Raw genomic sequence first — 1,904 nt, 5'->3', positions numbered from 1 at the left:
TACTGCCATTACTTTCACCCAGGCTATGCTGCTGCAAAACGCCAGCGATGTGGATAGCAGTGACCTGACCGCCGTTAATCTGCACATTGACCCGCAGTACGGCACCCTGGAAGACAACCAAGATGGTACTTTTACCTTTACACCAAAAGCCGATTTTCACGGCGATGTGCCGTTCACCTTCGATGTTGATGATAACGATGGGTCAGTGACACCCGCCTCGGGATCCATCGCTGTTGATGCGGTTGCCGATGCGCCTGAACTATCAGTGACAGATGGAGATAATAATGCAATACCGGGTAATGTTGTAGACACTGACCCTGATGAAGTCATTGAGCTAAATATTGCCGCTAACTTAACTGATCAGGATTTGTCTGAAACGCTCAGTGTAACTATTGATGGCGTCCCTGAAGGTGGTGTGCTGAGGTATGACGGTCAAGCCGTTTTAGATTCGCAAGACAATGGATTGACCAGTTATGTCGATACCGAAGTGACGGTAACCTTCGCTGGAGAGGGGGCAGGCTTCAAAAACTCAGTGGGGTATTATCGTGTCGATGAAGACGGCAATATCTCTGATGTTGAATTGGTGTATGACAATGCCTCTCAGGTGAAAGGTGGTGGTGATTTGTTGCCTGGCGAGTCATCGTTCAGTTTTGAACTAGATCAAGGTGACAGCTTTAATATTTTTGTTATTCCGAACGGCTTCAACAAAAATGACTTTGATAATCTCGGAGAGGGGCATTTTGAGTTCCGTGACCAAGATGGTAACCCTGCCACTATGTCATCAACCGATCCGCAGTTAGTTTTTGCTGGCGATGATGGTTCAGAAACCGTGATTCGCAGCCAGTTTGGTGATGCTATCTTCCATGGTGGTAGTAGTGAAAACCTCAATCAGGATAATTTCCAACATACGCATACCACTCTGAATGATGATGGACAAATTGTCTACGGTATTGAAGACTGGTTAGGTGGCGGTGATCGTGATTACGATGACTTCATGTTCACCATTGATATGGGGGAAGAAAACAGCACTATTTTCCGTGGTGAAATACTCTCCGATGGTGAAACCCCGATTGTGTTGCCAACCGTTGCTTTGGAAGAGACTATCCAGTTGCAGTTACCAGAAGACTTCAATGATGAGTTTGATCTGGTCGTTGAAGCAACAGCAACAGAAATTTCAAATGATGATTCGGCTTCGACGGCGCAAACTATCCATGTGGATGCGAGGGAGTTTGCACCTGAGGTGACAGGGCCTGCTAGTGCTTCGACAGATGAAGATACCACCATCACCATTACTCAGGATGCGTTGCTTGCTAATGCATCGGATGCTGATGGGGATGCAATGGTTGCCCAGAACGTAACAACCACCCACCCAGGTGTAGAAATTGTCGATAATGGGAATGGTACTTTCGATATTACGCCGCCGCAGGACTTTCATGGGGATATCATTCTTTCTTTTGATATCACCGACGGTGAATTCACTACGCCAACCCAGATGGAATTGACGGTCGACCCTGTCAATGATGCCGTGGTAGCGGAAGATGACAGTAGTCTTCCTGGTAGCGATGCGCCAAGCATTGCGACCTTCGGTGCTGATGTAGAGCCTAGTGCGATTGAAGTTGAAGAAGATGGTCAGCTGATTATCAGCCCGTCCGATTTATTGGCTAATGATACCGATGTTGATGGTGACGAGTTGACCATTACTGGTGTTGAAGCGACAGATGATACTCACGGCACGGTCGAGCTGGATGAAAACGGCAATGTGGTGTTTACACCTGATGCTGATTATAACGGCCCAGCCTCCTTCACTTATACCGTAACGGATGGTCACGATACCTTTGATACGGCCACTGTGACGGTGGATGTGCTTGCGGTCAATGATGCTGCCGTGGTTGGCGAAACCGATA

Annotated in this window: 1 protein-coding gene; it reads left to right on the top strand. The window is 47.6% G+C overall.

From position 1 onward, the window contains the following. Positions 1-1,904 (top strand): tandem-95 repeat protein (locus NHN17_RS25640; RefSeq protein ID WP_255045504.1); only part of this gene is annotated, 1,904 nt, incomplete at both ends.

Source organism: Photobacterium pectinilyticum (assembly GCF_024357955.1).
In the GTDB taxonomy this organism is placed as follows: Bacteria; Pseudomonadota; Gammaproteobacteria; order Enterobacterales; family Vibrionaceae; genus Photobacterium; species Photobacterium pectinilyticum.
The sequence above is the reverse complement of the archived record's forward strand: the minus strand, read 5'-3'. Positions and strand labels throughout refer to the sequence as shown.